Origin of the sequence: Caballeronia sp. NK8 (assembly GCF_018408855.1) — a bacterium.
Lineage (GTDB): Bacteria > Pseudomonadota > Gammaproteobacteria > Burkholderiales > Burkholderiaceae > Caballeronia.
In genome coordinates this window covers 2,398,478-2,416,168 of the sequence record NZ_AP024322.1, presented here as the reverse complement: position 1 = coordinate 2,416,168, position 17,691 = coordinate 2,398,478, and the positions used below count along the sequence as shown (strand labels likewise).

At 63.7% G+C, this 17,691-nt stretch carries 22 protein-coding genes, 1 tRNA gene and 1 riboswitch; of the genes, 8 read left to right on the top strand and 15 right to left on the bottom strand.

Going from position 1 to position 17,691, the window contains the following annotated elements; genetic code table 11:
* Positions 1-21 precede the first annotated feature (21 nt).
* The 10 genes from NK8_RS11535 to NK8_RS11490 form a co-directional block, all read right to left on the bottom strand.
* A complete protein-coding gene (locus tag NK8_RS11535; protein WP_213226417.1) occupies positions 22-1,092 on the bottom strand; it encodes a YafY family protein in 1,071 nt (356 codons plus the stop codon).
* A 192-nt stretch (positions 1,093-1,284) separates the two neighbouring features.
* Positions 1,285-1,360: transfer RNA gene (locus NK8_RS11530), tRNA-Lys, on the bottom strand.
* Between the two features lie 160 nt (positions 1,361-1,520).
* On the bottom strand, positions 1,521-2,270 hold the full coding sequence (ybgF, locus tag NK8_RS11525; protein ID WP_162066280.1) for a tol-pal system protein YbgF: 750 nt from the start codon (positions 2,268-2,270) through the stop codon (positions 1,521-1,523).
* Between the two features lie 36 nt (positions 2,271-2,306).
* Positions 2,307-2,813 (bottom strand): peptidoglycan-associated lipoprotein Pal, encoded by a 507-nt coding sequence (pal, locus tag NK8_RS11520; RefSeq protein ID WP_061176742.1) that lies wholly within the window; start codon positions 2,811-2,813, stop codon positions 2,307-2,309.
* Between the two features lie 54 nt (positions 2,814-2,867).
* Positions 2,868-4,160 (bottom strand): Tol-Pal system beta propeller repeat protein TolB, encoded by a 1,293-nt coding sequence (gene tolB / locus NK8_RS11515; protein WP_061176741.1) that lies wholly within the window; start codon positions 4,158-4,160, stop codon positions 2,868-2,870.
* 123 nt (positions 4,161-4,283) lie between these two features.
* A complete protein-coding gene (gene tolA, locus NK8_RS11510; protein WP_213226416.1) occupies positions 4,284-5,378 on the bottom strand; it encodes a cell envelope integrity protein TolA in 1,095 nt (364 codons plus the stop codon).
* A complete protein-coding gene (gene tolR, locus NK8_RS11505) occupies positions 5,375-5,818 on the bottom strand; it encodes a protein TolR (protein ID WP_162066278.1) in 444 nt (147 codons plus the stop codon). Before tolR ends, tolA begins: the two co-directional genes overlap by 4 nt.
* A gap of 14 nt (positions 5,819-5,832) precedes the next feature.
* Complete coding sequence (gene tolQ / locus NK8_RS11500) at positions 5,833-6,510, bottom strand: protein TolQ (RefSeq protein WP_008342801.1); 678 nt, start codon at positions 6,508-6,510, stop codon at positions 5,833-5,835.
* Between the two features lie 165 nt (positions 6,511-6,675).
* Positions 6,676-7,137 (bottom strand): tol-pal system-associated acyl-CoA thioesterase, encoded by a 462-nt coding sequence (ybgC, locus tag NK8_RS11495; RefSeq protein WP_162066277.1) that lies wholly within the window; start codon positions 7,135-7,137, stop codon positions 6,676-6,678.
* Positions 7,138-7,263: 126 nt separating this feature from the next.
* Positions 7,264-8,010 carry an SDR family NAD(P)-dependent oxidoreductase gene (locus NK8_RS11490; RefSeq protein ID WP_213228630.1) on the bottom strand — a complete coding sequence of 249 codons (747 nt, stop codon included), beginning with the start codon at positions 8,008-8,010 and terminating at the stop codon, positions 7,264-7,266.
* Positions 8,011-8,204: 194 nt separating this feature from the next.
* A riboswitch (ZMP/ZTP riboswitch) is annotated at positions 8,205-8,303 on the top strand.
* Between the two features lie 166 nt (positions 8,304-8,469).
* Between NK8_RS11490 and glyA the strand changes: the two genes are divergently transcribed.
* The 7 genes from glyA to NK8_RS11455 all read left to right on the top strand — a co-directional run bounded on the left by glyA (position 8,470) and on the right by NK8_RS11455 (position 13,034).
* Complete coding sequence (gene glyA, locus NK8_RS11485; RefSeq protein WP_213226415.1) at positions 8,470-9,717, top strand: serine hydroxymethyltransferase; 1,248 nt, start codon at positions 8,470-8,472, stop codon at positions 9,715-9,717.
* Between the two features lie 18 nt (positions 9,718-9,735).
* Positions 9,736-10,218, top strand: a complete 483-nt coding sequence (gene nrdR / locus NK8_RS11480) for a transcriptional regulator NrdR (RefSeq protein WP_061148277.1) — start codon at positions 9,736-9,738, stop codon at positions 10,216-10,218.
* Between the two features lie 158 nt (positions 10,219-10,376).
* Positions 10,377-10,925 carry a GspH/FimT family pseudopilin gene (locus NK8_RS11475; protein ID WP_213226414.1) on the top strand — a complete coding sequence of 183 codons (549 nt, stop codon included), beginning with the start codon at positions 10,377-10,379 and terminating at the stop codon, positions 10,923-10,925.
* On the top strand, positions 10,922-11,221 hold the full coding sequence (locus NK8_RS11470; RefSeq protein WP_225936166.1) for a prepilin-type N-terminal cleavage/methylation domain-containing protein: 300 nt from the start codon (positions 10,922-10,924) through the stop codon (positions 11,219-11,221). Before NK8_RS11475 ends, NK8_RS11470 begins: the two co-directional genes overlap by 4 nt.
* An 80-nt stretch (positions 11,222-11,301) precedes the next feature.
* Positions 11,302-12,087, top strand: coding sequence for a PilW family protein (locus NK8_RS11465; protein WP_213226413.1), 786 nt, complete (start codon positions 11,302-11,304; stop codon positions 12,085-12,087).
* Positions 12,087-12,572, top strand: a complete 486-nt coding sequence (locus NK8_RS11460) for a pilus assembly PilX N-terminal domain-containing protein (protein WP_213226412.1) — start codon at positions 12,087-12,089, stop codon at positions 12,570-12,572. Before NK8_RS11465 ends, NK8_RS11460 begins: the two co-directional genes overlap by 1 nt.
* A gap of 9 nt (positions 12,573-12,581) precedes the next feature.
* The gene (locus NK8_RS11455) at positions 12,582-13,034 is read left to right on the top strand and encodes a type IV pilin protein (RefSeq protein ID WP_213226411.1); all 453 of its coding nucleotides are present in this window, start codon (positions 12,582-12,584) and stop codon (positions 13,032-13,034) included.
* A gap of 8 nt (positions 13,035-13,042) precedes the next feature.
* On the opposite strand, the gene NK8_RS11450 is transcribed toward NK8_RS11455, so the two are convergent.
* The 4 genes from NK8_RS11450 to NK8_RS11435 form a co-directional block, all read right to left on the bottom strand.
* A complete protein-coding gene (locus tag NK8_RS11450) occupies positions 13,043-13,540 on the bottom strand; it encodes a DUF3318 domain-containing protein (protein WP_213226410.1) in 498 nt (165 codons plus the stop codon).
* A gap of 20 nt (positions 13,541-13,560) precedes the next feature.
* Entirely contained in the window at positions 13,561-13,938 is a 378-nt protein-coding gene (locus NK8_RS11445; protein ID WP_162066269.1) for a phage holin family protein, read from the bottom strand.
* Positions 13,939-14,120: 182 nt separating this feature from the next.
* Positions 14,121-14,423 carry a YqjD family protein gene (locus tag NK8_RS11440; protein ID WP_162066268.1) on the bottom strand — a complete coding sequence of 101 codons (303 nt, stop codon included), beginning with the start codon at positions 14,421-14,423 and terminating at the stop codon, positions 14,121-14,123.
* A 266-nt stretch (positions 14,424-14,689) separates the two neighbouring features.
* Positions 14,690-15,880, bottom strand: a complete 1,191-nt coding sequence (locus NK8_RS11435; RefSeq protein ID WP_162066267.1) for an acyl-CoA dehydrogenase — start codon at positions 15,878-15,880, stop codon at positions 14,690-14,692.
* 123 nt (positions 15,881-16,003) lie between these two features.
* Between NK8_RS11435 and NK8_RS11430 the strand changes: the two genes are divergently transcribed.
* Positions 16,004-16,804: an IclR family transcriptional regulator gene (locus NK8_RS11430; RefSeq protein WP_213226409.1), complete on the top strand. Its 801-nt coding sequence runs from the start codon at positions 16,004-16,006 to the stop codon at positions 16,802-16,804.
* A gap of 4 nt (positions 16,805-16,808) precedes the next feature.
* On the opposite strand, the gene kynA is transcribed toward NK8_RS11430, so the two are convergent.
* Positions 16,809-17,684, bottom strand: coding sequence for a tryptophan 2,3-dioxygenase (gene kynA / locus NK8_RS11425; protein ID WP_213226408.1), 876 nt, complete (start codon positions 17,682-17,684; stop codon positions 16,809-16,811).
* Positions 17,685-17,691 lie beyond the last annotated feature (7 nt).

Below are 17,691 nucleotides of genomic sequence, written 5' to 3'. Positions count from 1 at the left end.
GGCGCTTCAGGTGCGCGATGTCTAGTCGTAACGGCTCGCGAGCTTGCGATAGTCTTCGGCGAATTCGTCGCGCAGCGCTTTCGGTGCCAGGATCTCGACGCTTGCGCCGAGCGCGCGCAGCCACCAGCGCAGCTTGAGACTCGGCGTGACGGTGCCTGTCACTTTCATTCGGCCATCGGCGAGTGTGCTGATCTGCTGATCCTTCGACATCGGCGATTCGCGCAACTGATTGCCCGCGTTGTCATCGAAGGCGAGTTCGAGCAACACCGGCGGCTCGGGCAGGAAGTCGAACACCTGCTGCGTCTCGATGTATTTGCGCAGCTTGAAGTCCTCGGGGTAAGTGAACGATGCGCCCGACTCCGTCACCGAGCGAATGCGATCGAGGCGATAAAGCGTTCGCAGCCATTGCGTTTCGCCTTTTTCCGGACGCGGCGCGCGACTCGGGTCTTGCGCGACCATGTACATGACGCCAGCCGATTCGACGAGCGCGAGCGGCCAGAGCGTTCTGGTCTTCGGATCGTTACTTTGATCGTGCTGTTGCTCCGCCTTGTACGCGGCGCGGTATTGCACGAGCAGCTCGCGCTCGAAGAAGGTGGCGGTCGCGACGGTCTGAAAGATTTCCGGGCGCAGCTTCGGACGGATCAAGGTGAAGGCGCCATCGACGGAATCGATCTTGTCCGCCCACGCGCGATAGATGCGGCTGTCGGCTTTTTCCTGCGATAACCGCGATTCGGCCGCCTTGAAGAGCGGGTCGATATCGCGTGTCACGGCGTTCGGCAGCTTGTTGCCCGCGAAGCGCTGGAGGATGTGAAACGCAACCGCCTCCGATGCGCTCATCAAACCGCTGACGCCTTCCTGCAAACCGTGCAGCCACGGCTTGCGCTGCCAGAGCAGTTCGCGGCCATTGATCATCGACACAACGCGCGCGTCGGCTTCGAGCGCGCTCAGATGACGCTGCACCTTCTTCGTATAGCCGACCCGATGGCCGCGCTCTTCGAGCCGCCTGCGGATTTCGGGCGTCGAGAGCCAGGCGGTTGCGTCACGCTCGGTGGGCAGCACGCGGAGTATGGCTTCGTCGAGGCTGGAGGTCATGGGAGGGCGGGAGTGGGGCGGGGAGGAATTCGATTATAGGAAGGTACGAGACGTATTGTGTCTCGATTGGAACAGCGGGGAGGGTGGCGATTCGTTGGCTTGACTGATGAGCCGACGAAGTGCATTGAGACGAATCGCGCATGCAAAACAAAAAGCCCGGTCGCAATGACCGGGCTATCTGCTTGATTTCTTTGGTAGGCCGTACGGGATTCGAACCTGTGACCAACGGATTAAAAGTCCGCTGCTCTACCAGCTGAGCTAACGACCCGAAAGAGGCAAAATTATAATCGCCGAAAGGGAGAACCGTCAACCCGTTCCGCCGAAGAACAGCCGAAACCCCGAAAGAAAAACGCCCGCGGCTTTATGGCCCACGGGCATTCTCCTCGAGAGGCGCGATGCCAAAAAAGCACCGCAAAGCGTCGCTTACTTCACTTCACCTGCGACATCTTGCTCTGCGCCGTCTGCGCGACTTCCGTACCGGCGTACTGCGAGATGATCTGCTGAAGCGTCTGCTTTGCAGCCGCCTTCTGGCCTTGCTCGATCTGATTGTTCGCGATCGCAAGCAATGCCTCGGGCGCCCTCGGATGCGTCGGATAACTCTTCACCAGATCCTGCCAGATCGCCGTCGATCCCTTGTAGTCGCGCTGCGCATAGAGCGCGTTGCCGAGCCAGTACCGCGCCGTCGGCTGATACGGGCTCTGCGGATACTTCGCCACGAACGCCTTGAACGACGCCGCGGCGTTCTTGTAATCGCCGTTGCGGAATTGAGTCGACGCTGCGTTGAACGCTTCCGTCTCGCCGGGCTGCACCGAACCGGTCACGCCGTCGACTGTTTCCTGCTGCGGCTCGAACTTCTTCAAGCGCGTGTCGAGATCGGCGTAATAGTCCTTCTGCTGCTTCTGCAGCGTGGTGACCTGATTGGCCAGATCCTCGTTCTGGCCGCGAAGCGTGGCGACCTGCTGGTTGAGCTGGTCGATACGGTTCGATTGGTCGAGGATCGTGCGCTGCGCAGCCTGCAACTGATTCGACAGGCCATCAGTCTTCGTGCGCAGGTCGAGCACGGCTTTACGCGCTTCGGTGTCGTCGAAAACGCCGGCGTGCGCGGGCACGCTCAGCATCGTCGAGCCAGCCAGACACGCGGCTGCGGCTACACGCAGCAAGGGAAAACGATACAACATAGGGCGACTCACCCGTAACTGGTTACGTTAAGTTGATTATTGCTGGTACACGAGGTCCGCACGGCGGTTCTGTGCCCACGACGAATCGTCGTGACCCGTCGCCATCGGCTTTTCCTTGCCGAGGCTCACGGCTTCCATCTGCGAATCGGCGACGCCCATCAGCGACATCGCGCGACGCACGGCTTCCGCGCGCTTCTGGCCCAGTGCGAGGTTGTACTCGCTGGTGCCGCGCTCGTCGGTGTTGCCCTGGATCAGGACGTGACGCTCCGGATGGCTCTTCAGGTACGACGAGTGTTGTTGCAGCAGCGGCTGATAGTCGTCCTTCACGGCATAGCTGTCGAAGTCGAAATAGATGCTGCGCTTGGCGAGCGGGCTGTTCGGGTCGTTCAGCGGGTCGATGTTGACCTGCTTCACGTCCGTCGGGTTCGGCTGCGTGCCGACTGCACCCTTGTTCTGGCCTTCGTCGAGCTTCACGCCCGAGTGACACGCCGCCAATGCGCCGACCATCGCAACTGCCAGGCCGATACGAAGTTTCGACATCATGGTACCTCTCCTTGTGTTGTAGCTGAACGTTGTTTCTAAACGTTATTGCTGGATTTATTGCATGAACGGACCCCAGGACGGCTCGCGCACCACACCGCCCTGTAAGGACAAGACTTGCCGCGTGCGACCGTCGGTCGAAACGGCTGCCAACACGCCACGTCCGTTCACTTGGGTGGCGTAGAGGATGTACTGACCATTCGCCGCGAAACTCGGCGATTCGTCATGCGTCGTGTCGGTCAGCCCCGTCGCCGTGCCGGACGCGAGGTCCTGCAGATACAGCTTGAAGCCGCCGCCAGTGCGCGAAATGTACGCGAGTTGCTTGCCGTCCGGGCTCACGCGCGGGCTGGTGTTGTAGCTGCCCGCAAAGGTGACCCGCTGGGCCGAGCCGGCGCTTTCCCCCGCCGCCGGCATCTTGTAGATCTGCGGTTGGCCGCCGCGATCGCTCGTGAAGTAGATGGAGTTGCCATCGGGCGAGTAGGCCGGCTCGGTATCGATGGAACTGCCTTGTGTCAGACGGCGCAGGCCGGAGCCGTCTGCGTTGACTTCGAAAATCTGCGTGTTGCCGGTGCGCGAGAGCGCGACGGCGAGCTTGCGGCCATCGGGCGACCACGCCGGAGCACTGTTGTTGCCCTTCTGATTCGACACGACCACGCGACGTCCCGTCGGCAGATCGTGGATGTAGACCACCGGCTTCTTCTTTTCGAACGACACGTATGCGACCTTCGTGCCGTCCGGCGACCATGCCGGCGAGATGATCGGCTCGGGGCTGGAGAGGGCGATCTTCGCGTCCTGGCCGTCCGAATCCGAAATCTGCAACTGATAGCGCCCGCCGGTCTGAATCACGTAGGACAGGCGCGTTGCGAACACACCGCGGCCGCCGAGCAGCTTCGCGTAGATGTAGTCGGCGATCTTGTGCGCGCTCATGCGCAGGCCACTTTCCGCGCTGACCAGCGACAGGCCGCCGAGGTTCTGCTGCTTGACGGTGTCGTACAGACGGAAGCGCACTTCGTATTGACCGTTCGGCAGCTTGTTCACGCTGCCCGACACATACGCGTCCGCGCCTTTTGCCTTCCAGGCGCCGAGGTCGACCGAATCGGTTTCCGACACCGGCGTGCCGCCCGCGTCGATATTCGTGAACTTGCCGCTTCGTTGCAGATCCTGGCGAATGATCGCGCTGACCTGCTGCGGAGAATTCGCTTCATTGGCGAAATTGGCCGTTGCGATCGGAAACTGGGTCGAACCGACGCCGGTCACGAGTACGTTCAACTGGGCGTGTGCGGCGGTGCCGGCTGCGATCAGGCAGGACGCGACCAGCGTTTTCAGGCCAAGCTTCGTCATCAAACTCATGCTGTATAGGTTCCAGATAAAAGCGTTTTCAAGTGTCCGCGGACTGCAGAACAGACCCGCGCTCGCACAATTCGTTCCCGCTGCTTAATGCCAGCTTACAAGCCGGCTTTCAGGCAATCGCGCTCAGCCTCCGGCCGGCCGCAGCGTGATCGTGAAGGCGCCGGGAGCCTTGCCGTCGATATCCACCGGCATCGGATCCGAGCGCTGCACTGCACGCAACGCTGCCTGATCCCACTGCTCGTTGCCGCTCGAACGGGTGATGTTCGCCGAGAGCAGCGTGCCCGTCGGCGAGCAACGCACCGAAACGACGGTCTCGAGCCCGGCCGTTTCGCCGGCCCACACGATATTCGGCCGCACGCGGCGCTGCACCTTCTCGGCATAGCCGGGCGAGGTCGCATTGCCGCCCGCGCCCTTGCCGGTGCCGCTCTTCGCGAGGCCTTCGCCGCTGCCCGCCGTGCCCCCGCCCAACTGACCCTGCAGTTGCGCAAGACGCGCCTTGCGTTCGGCATCGACCTTGGCCTTCGCTTCCGCTTCGGCCTTGGCTTTGGCCTGCGCAGCCGCCTTCGCCTTCGCGTCGGTTTCAGCCTTGGCCTTGGCTTGCGCGTCGGCCTTCGCCTTGGCCTCCTGCTGTTCCTTCTGGTCCTTGAGCTGTTCCTGCTTCTGCGCTTCCGCCTGCTGCTGCTGACGCTGCTTGTCCTGCTGCGCCTTCTGTTGCTGCTGTTTCTGCAGTTCCGCCTGACGCTGCTGCTCGATCTGCTTCTGCTTGTCCTGCATCGCCTTCTGCGTGGCGGCCGCGGCGGCGAGTTGCTGCTGGCGCTTCTCTTCCGCTTCCTGGCGGGCCTGTTCCTGCTGACGGCGCTGCTCGGCGAGTTGCGCTTCCCGCGCGGCGGCTTCCTGCTGCTTGCGTTTCTTTTCCTGCAGCGCGATGTCCGCGTCCTCGTCCTTCGCGGGCGGCGGCGCGGGCTGCACCTTCACCGGCGCGGGCGGCGGCGGAGCGGGGCGCGGCGTCGGCGTGGACGTATCCGGGATCTCGGTCCAGATTTCCGCTTCCGAGCCCGCCGGCGTGTTGTTCTGCCAGTTGATGCCGTGATACAGCAGCCAGCCGAGCAGCAGGTGCATCACTGCCGCGAGCGCGAACGCCCTGCCCGTGCCGCGCTCGCGCGGCGGGCGAATCGGTCGCGCGGACGATGCGCGTGTCTGCTTGTGCAAAAGGGTCATTGCGATTTGACGAGCAATCCGACGCGCTTCACACCGCGCGCCTTCATATCGGACATCACGTTCATCACGACTTCATACTTCACGGTCTTGTCCGCCGCGATTACGACGGGCTGATCCGGATGCGATTCCTGACGATTGAGCACGAACGTGTTCAACTCGTCTTTCGACATCTTCTGCTCCTGCGTCGAGCCGCCGTTCTCCTTGTAGCGGACGTTCATGCTGCCGTCGGCCTTGATGTTGATGACGAGCGGCGGCTGTTGTTCCTGCGGCTGCGCGTTGCCGACGGTCGGCAGATTGATGATGGAGGGCGAAACGAGCGGCGCGGTCACCATGAAGATGACGAGCAGCACGAGCATCACGTCGATGTACGGCACGACGTTGATATCGGACATCGCGCGGCGCGAGCTGCCGCGCATGCTGGAACGAATGGGGCCTGCCATCGCGAACTCCTTGCTTAGTGCGCCTGACGCTGCAGAATGTTCGAGAACTCTTCGATGAAGGTCTCGAAGCGGATCGCCAGACGGTCGATGTCGTGCGCGTAGCGGTTGTATGCGACCACCGCGGGAATCGCGGCGAACAGGCCGATCGCGGTCGCGACGAGCGCTTCGGCGATGCCCGGCGCCACGTTTGCGAGCGTCGCCTGCTGCACGTTGGCGAGTCCGCGGAACGAATTCATGATCCCCCAGACCGTGCCGAACAGACCGATATACGGACTCACCGAGCCGACCGACGCGAGAAACGCGAGATTCGCCTCGAGCACGTCCATTTCACGCTGGAAGGCCGCGCGCATCGCGCGGCGCGAGCCGTCGAGGATCGCGCCCGGATCGGTGATGCGGCGCTCCTTGCCCTTCAGGAATTCGCGCATGCCGGATTCAAAGATACGCTCCAGCGCACCGATGGTGTGGCGATTGTTCGCCGCGCTCTGATAAAGCGCCTGCAAATCGCCGCCCGACCAGAAATCGCGCTCGAAACGCTCGGTTTGCGCCCGCGCGCGACGAATGGCGAACCACTTGCGGAAGATGAAGGTCCACGACAGCAGCGACAGCAATAGCAGCAGCGCCATCACCGCCTGCGCGAGCAGGCTCGCGTGAACGACGAGAGAAATGATCGACAGGTCTTGTGTATTGTTCATAAAGGTCCGCTGTTACGTCCCGCAAGGGGCGTCCGGTCAAAGCATCATGCTTTCGTGAAAGGGATGTGAATCAAACGAAAGCCGTGCCGTAACCGGCTCATGCTCGTTAGTGCTTCCTCTGTTACCGATGCCCTGGTTCGCTTCGGGGTGCGATGCGTTCATCGATCAGGCCTGGTCCGGGTTCGCGCCGCATGACGCGGTGGCGGGCGCCGCGCGCGGGCCACGCTTCAACCCGTCGAGCACGCCGTCGGGAATGGCGGCCGGACGAATCGACGCGCGATCCACCGAAGCGACGCGAATGTCGCCGCTCGCGAGCAGCACGCCGTCGCGCCACGCTTCCTGATGAAAATCCACCGATGCGCGCCCGAGCCGCTCGATGCGGCTCACGACGCGAATGACGTCATCCAGACGCGCCGGCGACGCATATTCGACGGACGTGCGTCGCACGACGAACAGGATGCCGTTCGACTCTGCGAGACGCTGCTGGTCGATGCCGCACGCGCGCAGCCATTCGGTGCGCGCCCGTTCGAAGAACTTCAGGTAGTTCGCGTAGAAGACGATGCCGCCGGCGTCGGTGTCCTCGTAGTACACCCGCACCGGCCAATCGAAAGTCAACGAATCACTCACCTTTGCGCCGCTCCGCTCGCGCGGAGGCTGATTGGCCCGCTCCGGCTTGCTTTTTGACAAATATTCATCGGCGGCATTTTACCGGAACCGGAAGCACGACTGCCAAAACCTTGGGCAATCTCGGAATCAGCCGCGGTGAATTTGCAACGGTGCGAACGTCTGCGCGATCGGCATCATCTCGATTGCATTGATATTCACGTGTGCCGGACGCGTGGCGATCCAGTAGATGGCATCGGCGATATCCTCGGGCGTCAGCGCCTGCACGTCTTTGTAAACGGTCGCCGCCTTGCTGTCGTCGCCCTTGAAACGTACGTTGGAGAATTCGGTGCCGCCCACGAGGCCCGGTTCGATGTCGGTCACGCGCAGCGCGGTGCCGGCGACATCGGAACGCAAATTCAGGCTGAACTGCCGCACGAACGCCTTGGACGCGCCGTACACGTTCCCGCCGATATACGGATATGTGCCCGCCACCGATCCCATGTTGAACACATGGCCGCGATTGCGCTCGATCATGCCGGGCAGGATTGCATGCGTGACCGTCACGAGGCCCGTGCAGTTTGTCTCGATCATGCTTTTCCAGTCCTCGAGGTTTGCGCGCTGCGCGGGCTCGAGGCCGAGCGCGAGGCCGGCGTTGTTCACGAGCACGTCGATCTGGGCGAACGACTCGGGCAGCGACGCGATGGCGTTGCGGACCGCGTTTTCGTCGCGCACGTCGAGTTCGACCGGCAATAGCGCGTCGCCGAGCTCGTTCGACAGGGCGACCAGGCGCTCCTTGCGGCGCGCGGCAGCGATCACGCGATGGCCGCCCTTCGCAAAAGTGCGGGCGATGGCGGCGCCGAATCCGGCCGACGCGCCGGTGACGAAAACGATCATGAGCGGACTCCGAACGGGATGAAATGGGTAGAGCCGGAGCGCGTCCGGCAACGGCGCAAAGGGTACTTCCATTGATGCGGCGCGGCAAGCAATCGCGGGAGCGAACGATCGTGCTTTAAACGTGATCGCAGGCGTGCCGGATCGCGCCGGAAGCCGGTTGCCTAAAGCCTGCCCGCCCATTACACTACAACGCTCAAACCCCGCGTGACTGGCGATAGAATCTTCGGATTCAAGGTGGAGCGACCCACCAGGAAGCGCGGAGCGTCGTTTTGCCGTTCGCCTGGGCAGCTGAGATCCGCACGCCGTTGCTGCGTTGCCGGTGGCTGTCCGTTCCGCGAAACCGGATTCATCCTCTATCCGTCGCGTCTGGACTCCATCGGTTTCCAGCGTCTTTTGCGTCTGCTTCCAACGTGGCGCGCGCGCGATCCGGTCAACCTGTTTTGATCTCACGGAAAACGTATGTTTGACAGAGCCGAAAGTACCCTCGCCAACGTCGATCCCGAATTGCTCAAGGCGATCGAGCAGGAAAACCGCCGCCAGGAAGATCACATCGAGCTGATCGCGTCGGAAAACTACACGAGCCCGGCCGTGATGGCCGCGCAAGGCTCGCAACTCACCAACAAATACGCCGAAGGCTATCCCGGCAAGCGCTACTACGGTGGTTGCGAGTATGTCGACATCGTCGAGCAACTCGCGATCGACCGCGTAAAGCAACTGTTTGGCGCCGAATCCGCGAACGTGCAGCCGAACTCCGGCTCGCAGGCGAATCAGGGCGTGTTCTTCGCGGTGCTCAAGCCGGGCGACACGATCATGGGCATGAGCCTCGCCGAAGGCGGTCATTTGACGCACGGCTCGCCGGTCAACATGTCGGGCAAGTGGTTCAACGTCGTGAGCTACGGCCTGAACGAAGCCGAAGACATCGACTACGAAAAGACCGAAGCGCTCGCCAAGGAACACAAGCCGAAGCTGATCGTCGCGGGCGCGTCGGCGTTCGCGCTGCGCATCGACTTCGAACGTCTCTCGAAGATCGCGAAGAGCGTCGGCGCTTACTTCATGGTCGACATGGCGCATTACGCCGGTCTCGTCGCGGCCGGGCTGTACCCGAATCCGGTGCCGCACGCCGATTTCGTCACCACGACGACGCACAAGAGCCTGCGCGGCCCGCGCGGCGGCGTGATCCTGATGAAGTCCGAGTTCGAGAAGCCGGTCAATTCGGCGATCTTCCCGGGCATTCAGGGCGGACCGCTCATGCACGTGATCGCGGCGAAGGCTGTCGCGTTCAAGGAAGCGCTGTCGCCGGACTTCAAGACGTATCAGCAAGGCGTGATCGACAACGCGCGCGTGCTCGCCGAAACGCTGGTGAAGCGCGGTTTGCGCATCGTGTCGGGCCGCACGGAAAGTCACGTGATGCTGGTCGATCTGCGCGCGAAGAAGATCACGGGCAAGGCTGCGGAAGCCGCGCTCGGCGCAGCGCACATCACCGTCAACAAAAACGCGATCCCGAACGATCCCGAAAAGCCGTTCGTCACGAGCGGCGTGCGTCTCGGCTCGCCCGCGATGACCACGCGCGGCTTCGGCACGAAGGAAGCGGAGATCGTCGGCAACCTGATCGCCGACGTGCTCGACAATCCGGAAGACCAGGCGACCATCGAGCGCGTGCGCGCGCAAGTGGCCGATCTGACCAAGCGTTTCCCGGTCTATCGTTAATTTTCGAGCACACCGCCGATGCGCTGCCCATTCTGCCGACACGAAGATACCCAGGTCGTGGATTCTCGCGTGTCGGAGGATGGCGCGGCCATTCGGCGGCGCCGGCGCTGTCCGGCGTGCGACAAGCGTTTCACCACCTATGAGCGCGTCGAACTGGCGTTGCCGGCCGTCGTCAAGAAAGACGGCAGCCGCACCGAGTTCGATCGACGCAAGATCGTCGCGAGCATGCAGCTCGCGCTGAGAAAGCGCCCGGTCGCAGCCGATGCGATCGATGCCGCCGCGTCCCGCATCGAATATCAGTTGCTCGGCAGCGGAGAGCGCGAAGTGCAGAGCGAGCGCCTCGGCGAGCTCGTCATGAACGAGCTGCGCCAGCTCGACACCATCGCGTACGTGCGTTTCGCTTCCGTCTACAAGCGTTTCGAGGACGTCTCCGAATTCGAAGACGTGATCGATGAATTCCGGCGTGCCGCGCCGAAGAAATCGAGTTCGCGCAAGCGCTGATCTTTCCCGCATTCTTTCCTCCCAAGTCTGATTCATCGCAGTTCGCTCGCGCAGTTTGCCGGGCCGCGACCCGCCTGCACACTCGGCCATTCGGCTAATGGCGGCGCGCATGCCTTCCCGATAGATTGAGTCCCTGGATTCAACTCGATCGATAAGGAATGCAGATGACCCGCGCTTCGAATCAGGGATTCACGCTCGTCGAACTGTGCGTGGTGCTCGCCATCATGGCGATACTCGCGACCTTCGCCGCTCCGTCGTTCGTCGCGTGGCAGACGCGCGATCGGGTCGATGCGCGAGCGCGCGCACTTTTTTCCACGCTGTCGCTCGCGCGTGCGGAAGCCGTACGGCGCGGGGCGCGCGTGACGCTTTGCCGAATCGACGCGTCACGTCGCTGCCTCGCGGCGGGGCGCAGCTGCGATGGCGGCGTCACCGACTGGTCGTGCGGCTGGGGCTTGTTCGTCGATCGCGACGGCACATCCACACTTCTGCGAATGCAGCCGGCGATGACGTCGATCTCGATTGCGGGAACATCGACGGAGCTGTCATTCACGCCGCCCGACGGGCAGGTGATCGGCGGCTTCCGCAGCTTCGACTTCGCTGCGCGCGGCGCCGATTCCGCCGCGAATTCCGCGTCGCGCCGATGCATCCGGCTCGCTGCCGGCGGGCGCGCGCGCATGACGCAGGGCGGTTGCGGAGCGTCGGCATGAAGCGCGCGCAATGCGGCGACTCGCTGATCGAAGTGATGATCGCGCTGGCGCTCACGGCCGTGACCGCGCTCGGGGTGGTCGCGGTGCAGAGCGCGCTGGCGCGCGGCGAGCGGGCGGCGCTGCTGCGGGAACGCGCGGCGCTCATCGCGGATTCGGTCGCGGAGGGCGTGCGTAGCGATGCGGACCGCGCGGCGATCGTGTCGCAATGGCAAGCGAGGGCGTCGTCGATGCTGCCCGCAGGCGACGTCGCGGTGTTCGATCGCGCAGACGGCCTGCGCGTCGCGACGGTGAGCTGACGCGCGGACGACCGCACCGATCCGTGTCCCGAGCCGCTCGCGAGGCCGCTCACGTCGTGCATTGCGGTGGCGTTCGCGCGATGACTCCACGCCTTCTCGCATCGCGCGGCCATACGCTGCTGGAAATGACGATCGCGCTTGCGCTCGGCATGTCGATCGTGAGCGCGTCGCTGGCGCTTTATCGGGCGCAGCGCGCCGCGTTCGAGCGCGCCACCGACGCCGCGCGCATGCACGACGCCGGGTCGATCGCGCTTGACATGCTCGGCCAGCAGATCCAGATGGCCGGATTCGCGTCGAACCTCGGCGCCAACGTCGACGCAGCAATATTCGGCTGCGCGCAAGGCCGCGTCGTCGGCGCGGAAACGGCTGCCTCGTGCGAAGCGCTCGCGAGTCGTTCGGACGGCGTGCAGATCCGCTATTCCGCCGATGTCGTGTCCACTTGGGCGTCGAACGGCGGCGTGCCGACGGATTGCATCGGCCAGACCGTCGCCGATGGGTTCGTCACGAACCGCTTCTATGCGAAGCCCAGCAGTTCCTCCGGCGAACCCGAGCTTTACTGTGAGGGCGGCGGCAGGCAGGCGCAACCCGTCGTCGAAGGAATCGAACGGCTTCGGGTGACGTACTGGCTGACGGGCTCGCCAGCGGCGCTGGACGCGTCGGCCATCGCGCGCGAGCGCTGGCGCGATGCCTACGCCGCCGATATCTGCGTGCTCGTGCGCGGTTTCGCCACGCAGACGAAGCGCCGAACGAACTACGTCGACTGCAGCGGCGCGCCCGCGTTCGCCGACGATGGCCGCGCGCGCCAGACATTTTGGCGGCGCGTCGCGATCCGCAATGCGTCGGCGAGCGCTTCTGGAGACGCGTGATGAAGCCCCGTTCACGTTCACGCGGCGCCACGTTGCCGATCGTCCTGATTCTCGCCGCGATGATGCTGGTTACCGCGAGCGCCTGGCTCCAGACATCGCTCGTGGCGGCACGCACGAGCGTCGCGACGCGCGAGCGCGTGCAGGCCTTCCATGCAGCCGACAGCGCGCTTATCCGATGCAGCCGGATGCTGGCGTTCGCGTTGCCTGCGACCAGCCCGTCGCCGAACGATGAGCCGTCGCGATGGCGCCTGAAGACATCGTTCGAAGGACCTTCCGCCGCTGCCATCGCGCCGTTCGCATCCTGGCCGTACGCGCGCCGCGCGCCGCAGTGCCTGATCGAAGCATGGACAGGCGCGTCCTATCTGATCACCGCGCGCGGTTTCGGTGCCACGCCGGACTCCGAAGCCTGGCTACAGCTTCGGATCGAGATCGCCGATGGCGCGAGCACCCATCATTGGCGGCGCGTCGTCGCCCGGCCGTTCTGAAGGATCGACATGAAAGAGAAAGGCTTCAGCCTGCTGGAATTGATGATCGCGCTGGCTGTCGCGGCGATCATCGCGAGTTTCGCCGTGCCCGCGTATCGGACGCATGTGGCGAAGGCGCATCGGGTCGATGCCGCGTCGGCGTTGATGCGGGCCGTCCAGTTCGTCGAAACGGCGCGGCTCGCGCAGACATCGGAAAGCGGCGACGCCATCGCGCTGAGCGCAGGGCTCGATCAGGCGCCTTCGAGTGGCGCGCCGGTGTATCGCGTCACCTTGATGCCGGAATCGTCGGCGAACGGCGGCTATGCGATCGAAGCCGTGCCCATCGCGACGGGGCCGATGCAGGACGACGGCTGCGGCGCCTTCGTCATCGACGCCACCGGACTGCGCTGGAATCACATGCCCGGCGCGACCAATCCGCTCGATGCGGCACAGTCGGCGGCGTGCTGGGCGGCAAAGGGCTGATGCCGATGTCAGAACACGGTCGGATCTGCAGCGTCACTGGGCGTTTCGGGCGCGGCGGTCTTCATCTGCTGATAGATACGCCAGCCTTCCCATCCGGCGAGCGCGAGGCCGCCCCATTTGAGCACGGGCTTCGCGCCGTGCAGCAGCTTCGTCCGCACCGGCTTGGTGAGCACGAGCGAGGCGAGCGAACCGATGATCGGATACTGCTTGAGCAGCAGTCCCAGGTTGCCGGAGCCGAGCAGCGATCCGAGGATGCCGCCCATACCGCCCGTCGACGCGCGGCGCTTGCCCCAGCGGCGCGACCCGCCGCCCGGCATCAGAAAGCGCAGAAAACTGAAGTGCGTGACGGACGCGCGCAAATCGTAGGTTGCTTGCCGCAGTTCCATGCGCTCGACATCCGCACGGGCGATCAGCAGTTCCTTGCGCAGCGCGCGCATGTGCGGCGTGCGCAGTTTCTGCATCTTGTCGCGCTTCGGCGACCTGAAGGTATCGTCGTTTTGGCTCATGGCTTGGTATGGGCGCGGGATCAGCGGAACGTGTCGCGGTCTTTGCGGAATTCGGCGAGCGTGTCATCGAACATGTTCGGCGCGTCGCGCAAGCTGCTGCGCGCGCGCAGGCCGCATGCAATCGCGATCAGCGCATACAGCGCGGTGATGCCGCCGAGCGCCTGCCAGCGATACGAGTCCCAGAAGAAAATGGCGATGAGCACCGTCAGAGAGATGAGCGCCATCATCGCGAGCATCATGGCGGCGAGCCCGAGGAAAAGCACGCCGATGAGGCGCTCCTTTTCCTCCTGAAGCTCGATGCCGATGAGTTCAAGACGCGTCTCGAAGATGGCGAAGGCGGAGCTCAGGATTCGTCGCAATGGTCCGGGGGACGATTGCTGTGGCCGTTCTGTCGTCATGGCTTGAATGCGAGAAGCGCGTTGGTGCCGCTTTTTTGTGGTTCCGGTCGGCGCACGAGGCGGCCGGCCGGCGCGAGAGTCGAGCCGCGCGCCCGGGCAAGGCGCTCGCGGTTCAGTTCAGCGGGAACCGCGACAGAGAGCAGATTAGCAATCTGCGGGCCATGAGGGTTGGAAGCCGGCTGTTACCTGCGATTGATCAGCAGGCCGATGACCATGCCGAGACCCGCCGCGATACCAATCGATGCCCACGGATGCTCGTGCACGTAGTCATCGGTGGCGCGCGCGGCCTTCTTGCCGCGCTCGATCACGACGACCTGCGCGTCGGCGGCTTTTTCCTTCGCTTGCTTCAGACGGGTGAGCGCCGACTCGCGCAATTCGGAAGCGCGTTCACCGGTGGCGGTAGCCGCTTGCTTCAAGAGATCTTCGGCGTCAGCGAGTACGGTTTTGATATCCGACATGAATCGCTCCTTGTTGATTTCTGACATTAAAGGCTCCAATCGGTAAGGCTACGCGCATCGTAACCAAAGATGGGATCGCTGACGAGGAGGCGTACGTCCTGCCGCGCAGATTGACGCAGATTCCGTTCCAGTTGCCTCGTGCTCGTCAATACATCGACATCGTCTGGAATGGATACGATCTGACCCGTAAAAGTTTCAGTCGCGTATCGAAAGTTACAAACTCCATGCCCGTCGCAAAGCAAAAGGGCCGACGCACACCGCGCCGGCCCTCCCCGATTGTGAATGAAGCCCGTTCAGAAAAACGCCTGAATGCCCGTCTGTGCACGGCCGAGAATCAGCGCGTGAATGTCGTGCGTGCCTTCGTACGTATTCACCACTTCGAGATTGACGAGGTGACGGGCGACACCGAATTCATCGGAGATGCCGTTGCCGCCGAGCATGTCGCGCGCGAGCCGGGCGATATCGAGCGCCTTGCCGCACGAATTGCGCTTCATGATCGACGTGATCTCGACAGCCGCCGTGCCTTCGTCCTTCATGCGGCCGAGGCGCAGGACGCCTTGCAGGCCGAGCGTGATTTCCGTCTGCATGTCGGCGAGTTTCTTCTGGATCAGCTGGTTCGCCGCGAGCGGCCGGCCGAACTGCTTGCGGTCGAGCGTGTATTGCCGCGCCGTGTGCCAGCACGCTTCGGCCGCGCCGAGCGCGCCCCACGAAATGCCGTAGCGCGCCGAATTCAGGCAGGTGAACGGACCTTTGAGCCCGCGCACGTTCGGCAGCAGGTTCTCTTCGGGGACGAAGACTTCGTCCATCACGATTTCGCCGGTGATCGACGCGCGCAAGCCGACCTTGCCGTGAATCGCCGGCGCGGACAGACCCTTCCAGCCTTTCTCGAGAATGAAACCGCGAATCTCGTCGCGGCCGTCTTCCTCCAGCTTCGCCCAGACGACGAAAACGTCCGCGATAGGCGAGTTCGAAATCCACATCTTCGTGCCGGACAGCGAATAGCCGTTCTGCACTTTCTTCGCGCGCGTCGTCATGCTGGCCGGATCGGAGCCGGCGTTCGGCTCGGTCAGGCCGAAGCAGCCGATCCACTCGCCGCGCGCGAGCTTCGGCAGATATTTTTCCTTTTGCGCGTCGCTGCCGAAGGTGTTGATCGGCACCATCACGAGCGACGATTGCACCGACATCATCGAGCGATAGCCCGAATCCACACGTTCGACCTCGCGCGCGATCAGGCCGTAGCACACGTAGTTGAGCCCCGGACCGCCGTACTGTTCGGGAATCGTCGGCCCGAGCAGACCCAGTTCGCCCATTTCGCGGAAGATCGCCGGATCGGTCTTTTCCTCGCGAAACGCCTGCGTCACGCGCGGCTGCAGCTTGTCCTGCGCGTAGGCGTGCGCGGCGTCGCGCACCATGCGTTCGTCTTCGGTCAGTTGCTGATCCAGCAAGAGCGGATCTTCCCAGTTGAAACGGGCGGCGTCGGCCATGTGCAGTCTCCTGATTTCATCGAAAAGCGCCGGGGCACGCTAACGGCCGGCGCGCGAGGCGCTTGACATGAGTTCCGCTAAGCGAAACAATGTTTTGCAAATCAAATCCGAGTTTAGCATCCGATGCCGACCGATTCCAACCGAAATTCAGCGTCGATTTCATCGCGTAATGTGTCGTCCGAGGATATCGACGAGCGCAAGTTCGTCGTCGCGCTCGCGCGCGGGCTCGATTTGCTGCGCGCGTTCCGGCCCGGCGAGACGCTGCTGGGCAATCGCGATTTCGTTGAGCGCACGGGTTTGCCGAAGGCGACGGTCAACCGGCTCGCCTACACGCTCACCACGCTCGGTTATCTGCGCTTCGACGACCCCGCGGGCAAGTACGCGCTCGACACGGGCGTGCTGTCGCTCGGCTTCACGTTGCTCGCGGGCGCGGACACGCTGGAACTCGCGCGTCCGCACATGCGCGCGCTCGCGCGGGAGATCGGCGCGGCGGTCTCGCTCGGCTGCCGCGACGGGCTCGACATGATCTATCTGGAAACCATCCGCAGCGAGACTGCGCTGACGCTCGGCCTTGCGCCAGGCTCGCGCCTGTCGATGCTCACCAGTTCGATGGGCCGCGCGTATCTCGCCGTGCAGGAACCGGCGGCGCGCGAGGCGCTGCTCGACGAACTCGGCAAAAGCGAAGGCGAGGCGAACGTCGACGCCGCCCGCCGCGCGATCGATGATTTCGCGCGCGACGGCTGCTGCTATTCGTTCCGCGAATGGCACGACGACGTCAACGCCATTGCCGCGCCGTTCCGCGATCTGCGCAACGGGCGCTGGCTCGTGTTGTCGAGCAGCGGACCGGCGTCGTCGATGGACGAGGCGTATTTCCGCGAGACGATCGGCCCGAAGCTGAAGGCGCTGGCCGCGCGTCTCGCCTGAAGCTTCAAAGCACCGTGCGGACGTGCCAGAGTTCCGGAAACAGCACGACATCGAGCATCTTGCGCAGATAAGACGCGCCCGCCGTCCCGCCCGTGCCGCCCTTGAAGCCGATGATGCGCTCCACCGTGGTCACATGGCGGAAGCGCCATTGCCGGAACGCGTCTTCCAGATCGACGAGCTCTTCGGCCATCTCGTACAGATCCCAGTGATGCGACGGATCGCGATACACTGCGAGCCACGCCGCCTCGACCGACGGATCGTGCATCGTCGGCTGCGACCAGTCGCGATTCAGGCGCGCCGGATCGATCTCGAAGCCGCGCCGCGCGAGCAGGCGGATCACTTCGTCGTAGAAAGAGGGCGCTTCGAGCGTCTCGCGCACCTGTCCGAGAATCTCCGGCCGATGCTCATGCGGCTTGAGCATTTGCTCGTTCTTGTTGCCGAGCATGAACTCGATCTGCCGATACTGATGCGACTGAAACCCCGACGACTGGCCGAGATACGGGCGCATCGCGGTGTATTCGGAGGGCGTCATCGTCGCGAGGACGTTCCACGCCTGCACCAGTTGCTCGAAGATGCGCGACACGCGCGCGAGCATCTTGAACGCGGGCGGCAGTTCATCGCGATGCACCGCCGCGAGCGCCGCGCGCAATTCGTAGAGCGCGAGCTTCATCCATAGCTCGCTCGTCTGATGCTGCACGATGAACAGCATCTCGTTGTGATCCGGCGAGAGCGGATGCTGCGCGTTGAGAATCGAATCGAGGCCGAGATAGTCGCCGTAGCTCATCGAATCGGAGAAATCGAGCTTGGCGTCGTGCCAGCCTTTTTCCTCTGCGGGTTCCACGGCGCCGTGGCCGAAGGGACAGCCTTTGGTTTCGTTCATGATCGTC

What these genes read in the sequence shown, in the direction of transcription:
- NK8_RS11535 (WP_213226417.1), bottom strand. Translation starts at nt 1,092, where the DNA reads ATGACCTCCAGCCTCGACGAAGCCATACTCCGCGTGCTGCCCACCGAG.
- ybgF (WP_162066280.1), bottom strand. Translation starts at nt 2,270, where the DNA reads ATGTTGTATCGTTTTCCCTTGCTGCGTGTAGCCGCAGCCGCGTGTCTG.
- pal (WP_061176742.1), bottom strand. Translation starts at nt 2,813, where the DNA reads ATGATGTCGAAACTTCGTATCGGCCTGGCAGTTGCGATGGTCGGCGCA.
- tolB (WP_061176741.1), bottom strand. Translation starts at nt 4,160, where the DNA reads ATGAGTTTGATGACGAAGCTTGGCCTGAAAACGCTGGTCGCGTCCTGC.
- tolA (WP_213226416.1), bottom strand. Translation starts at nt 5,378, where the DNA reads ATGACCCTTTTGCACAAGCAGACACGCGCATCGTCCGCGCGACCGATT.
- tolR (WP_162066278.1), bottom strand. Translation starts at nt 5,818, where the DNA reads ATGGCAGGCCCCATTCGTTCCAGCATGCGCGGCAGCTCGCGCCGCGCG.
- tolQ (WP_008342801.1), bottom strand. Translation starts at nt 6,510, where the DNA reads ATGAACAATACACAAGACCTGTCGATCATTTCTCTCGTCGTTCACGCG.
- NK8_RS11490 (WP_213228630.1), bottom strand. Translation starts at nt 8,010, where the DNA reads ATGATCGTTTTCGTCACCGGCGCGTCGGCCGGATTCGGCGCCGCCATC.
- glyA (WP_213226415.1), top strand. Translation starts at nt 8,470, where the DNA reads ATGTTTGACAGAGCCGAAAGTACCCTCGCCAACGTCGATCCCGAATTG.
- nrdR (WP_061148277.1), top strand. Translation starts at nt 9,736, where the DNA reads ATGCGCTGCCCATTCTGCCGACACGAAGATACCCAGGTCGTGGATTCT.
- NK8_RS11475 (WP_213226414.1), top strand. Translation starts at nt 10,377, where the DNA reads ATGCAGATGACCCGCGCTTCGAATCAGGGATTCACGCTCGTCGAACTG.
- NK8_RS11470 (WP_225936166.1), top strand. Translation starts at nt 10,922, where the DNA reads ATGAAGCGCGCGCAATGCGGCGACTCGCTGATCGAAGTGATGATCGCG.
- NK8_RS11465 (WP_213226413.1), top strand. Translation starts at nt 11,302, where the DNA reads ATGACTCCACGCCTTCTCGCATCGCGCGGCCATACGCTGCTGGAAATG.
- NK8_RS11460 (WP_213226412.1), top strand. Translation starts at nt 12,087, where the DNA reads ATGAAGCCCCGTTCACGTTCACGCGGCGCCACGTTGCCGATCGTCCTG.
- NK8_RS11455 (WP_213226411.1), top strand. Translation starts at nt 12,582, where the DNA reads ATGAAAGAGAAAGGCTTCAGCCTGCTGGAATTGATGATCGCGCTGGCT.
- NK8_RS11450 (WP_213226410.1), bottom strand. Translation starts at nt 13,540, where the DNA reads ATGAGCCAAAACGACGATACCTTCAGGTCGCCGAAGCGCGACAAGATG.
- NK8_RS11445 (WP_162066269.1), bottom strand. Translation starts at nt 13,938, where the DNA reads ATGACGACAGAACGGCCACAGCAATCGTCCCCCGGACCATTGCGACGA.
- NK8_RS11440 (WP_162066268.1), bottom strand. Translation starts at nt 14,423, where the DNA reads ATGTCAGAAATCAACAAGGAGCGATTCATGTCGGATATCAAAACCGTA.
- NK8_RS11435 (WP_162066267.1), bottom strand. Translation starts at nt 15,880, where the DNA reads ATGGCCGACGCCGCCCGTTTCAACTGGGAAGATCCGCTCTTGCTGGAT.
- NK8_RS11430 (WP_213226409.1), top strand. Translation starts at nt 16,004, where the DNA reads ATGCCGACCGATTCCAACCGAAATTCAGCGTCGATTTCATCGCGTAAT.
- kynA (WP_213226408.1), bottom strand. Translation starts at nt 17,684, where the DNA reads ATGAACGAAACCAAAGGCTGTCCCTTCGGCCACGGCGCCGTGGAACCC.